Genomic DNA, 2,090 nt, shown 5'->3' with positions numbered 1-2,090 from the left:
TGTTCACTTTGCAAACTCTGCCGACCAGTGGTGATCCGTTCGGTGACGGGATTGGCAAGGTAGCCGGGTCCAGCCTGCACGCCGGCGTGGCGGCCAGGGCCGATGAACGCAAGAAGCTCGAACGGCTGTGCCGGTACATCAGCCGCCCGGCGGTATCCGAGAAGCGGCTGTCGTTAACACGAGGCGGCAACGTGCGCTACCAGCTCAAGACGCCGTACCGGGACGGCACCACGCACGTCATTTTCGAACCATTGGATTTCATTGCAAGGCTGGCCGCCCTGGTACCGAAGCCCAGAGTCAACCTAACCCGCTTCCACGGGGTGTTCGCACCCAACAGTCGGCACCGGGCGTTGGTCACGCCGGCAAAACGGGGCAGGGGCAACAAGGTCAGGGTGGCTGATGAACCGGCAACACCAGCACAACGGCGAGCGTCGATGACATGGGCGCAACGGCTCAAGCGTGTTTTCAATATCGACATCGAGACCTGCAGCGGCTGCGGCGGCGCCATGAAAGTCATCGCCTGCATTGAAGACCCTATAGTGATCAAGCAGATCCTTGATCACCTGAAGCACAAAGCCGAAACCAGCGGGACCAGGGCGTTACCCGAAAGCCGGGCGCCACCGGCTGAGCTGCTCCTGGGTCTGTTTGACTGACGAGCCTGAAGGCCAACGATACCAATCAAAATGCTGCGTTCACAGCGCCGCGGCAGGGATCCGCCGTGCTGGTTGTCGGAAAAGGAGCCGCTAGTGGGAAAGAGGAGGGTAAATTTTCAGCGTTGCTGGCTCCCCGTCAGCCGGATTGGGTTGCATCGCAGGGGTGTCGAAAGAGTCAACTGCGGTCCAAAGCTGTTGGACTTGGGTGAAAAGGGCGTTTATTCTTCCTATACGTTGTCGGCAGCGGGCCAAAAAGGAATACGTCCATGCCCATCGAGGTGAAACCGGCTGTGAGCGCGGGTTCAAGCATATAGCCCGACAGGCGCGTATCCTTGCCGATCACGACACGATGGCGGTGGTCACCGCGACGAAAGACACGGCCAGCCGCCATGCCGACGCGCAAGGCGGTTTCCGCCGTCATCGCGCCTTCGTTGGCTTTGCCACGAATACCGTCTGTGCCGAAATATTTGCGCACCATAAGGTCGATTATCCTGTCGTCGGGTCGCCCTCAAAGGGGACATGCCTGCTGAACCGCGAATATAGAGAAATATCCCGAATGTGCAGTTAACGAATTCTTGCGGTTTCTTTCAGCGCCGCCAATACCGCCAGCCCGTCGCGCAAGGGGCGCGGCTCGTGTGTGCGGATGAAGTCAGCTCCACCTGCGGCGGCGGCAAGCTCTGCAGCGAGTGTCGCGGCCCCGACATCCCCCGGACCACGGCCTGTGAGCGCGCGCAGAAAGGATTTGCGCGAAACAGACAGAAGCACCGGCAAATCGAAGCGCAGCCGCAATTCATCGAACCGCGCCAGCACCGAGAGCGAGGTTTCGGGAGCAGCCCCCAGAAAAAACCCCATGCCGGGATCAAGGACAAGGCGGTTGCGTTTGATACCGGCACCCGTCAGCGCCGCGATGCGCGCGTCAAAGAACGCCGCAATGTGATCCATGATGTCGCCAGCGGGTGCCTCGCGCCGATCTGCCTGCCCGTCTTGCACCGAATGCATAACGACGAGTTTGGCAGATGATTTCGCCAATTGCGGATAGAACGCAGCGTCTGGAAAACCGCGAATATCATTGAGATAGGCCACACCACGCGACAAGGCATAGGCTTGCGTCGCGGGTTGATAACTGTCGAGCGAGACGGGAATGCCATCTGCCTTGAGCGCGTCCAGCACCGGCGCGATACGCGCGATTTCTGTGTCGGACGAAACAGGCGCGGCGTCGGGATTGCTGGATGCCGGACCGAGGTCGATCACATCTGCCCCCTCGGCCATCAGCTTACGCGCCTGCGCAATGGCTGCGTCTGGCGCCAGATACCGGCCTCCATCGGAGAAACTGTCCGAGGTTATGTTGACGATGCCGAAAATGATGAGCGATTTATTCATGGGGGCTTCTATAATAATACCTAAAATCCGCAGGTAGTTAATTAGGATGTTTAAAGA

Annotated in this window: 2 protein-coding genes and 1 pseudogene; 1 reads left to right on the top strand and 2 read right to left on the bottom strand. The window is 59.4% G+C overall.

Annotated features, from left to right (window positions below):
- Positions 1–653: pseudogene (locus tag QWT87_RS20975) on the top strand (IS91-like element ISCR2 family transposase); the annotation flags it as partial.
- Between the two features lie 175 nt (positions 654–828).
- On the opposite strand, the gene QWT87_RS20970 reads toward QWT87_RS20975, so the two are convergent.
- Positions 829–1,131 carry a phosphoglucosamine mutase gene (locus tag QWT87_RS20970; protein ID WP_000251875.1) on the bottom strand — a complete coding sequence of 101 codons (303 nt, stop codon included), beginning with the start codon at positions 1,129–1,131 and terminating at the stop codon, positions 829–831.
- A gap of 86 nt (positions 1,132–1,217) precedes the next feature.
- Positions 1,218–2,033 (bottom strand): sulfonamide-resistant dihydropteroate synthase Sul2, encoded by an 816-nt coding sequence (sul2, locus tag QWT87_RS20965; protein WP_001043260.1) that lies wholly within the window; start codon positions 2,031–2,033, stop codon positions 1,218–1,220.
- Positions 2,034–2,090: the final 57 nt, after the last annotated feature.

Origin of the sequence: Chryseobacterium urinae (assembly GCF_030518295.1) — a bacterium.
Classification (GTDB): domain Bacteria; phylum Bacteroidota; class Bacteroidia; order Flavobacteriales; family Weeksellaceae; genus Chryseobacterium; species Chryseobacterium mucoviscidosis.
The sequence above is the reverse complement of the archived record's forward strand: the minus strand, read 5'-3'. Positions and strand labels throughout refer to the sequence as shown.

Excerpts from the sequence above, each read along its gene's own strand:
- QWT87_RS20970 (WP_000251875.1), bottom strand. The coding sequence starts at position 1,131 with ATGGTGCGCAAATATTTCGGCACAGACGGTATTCGTGGCAAAGCCAAC.
- sul2 (WP_001043260.1), bottom strand. The coding sequence starts at position 2,033 with ATGAATAAATCGCTCATCATTTTCGGCATCGTCAACATAACCTCGGAC.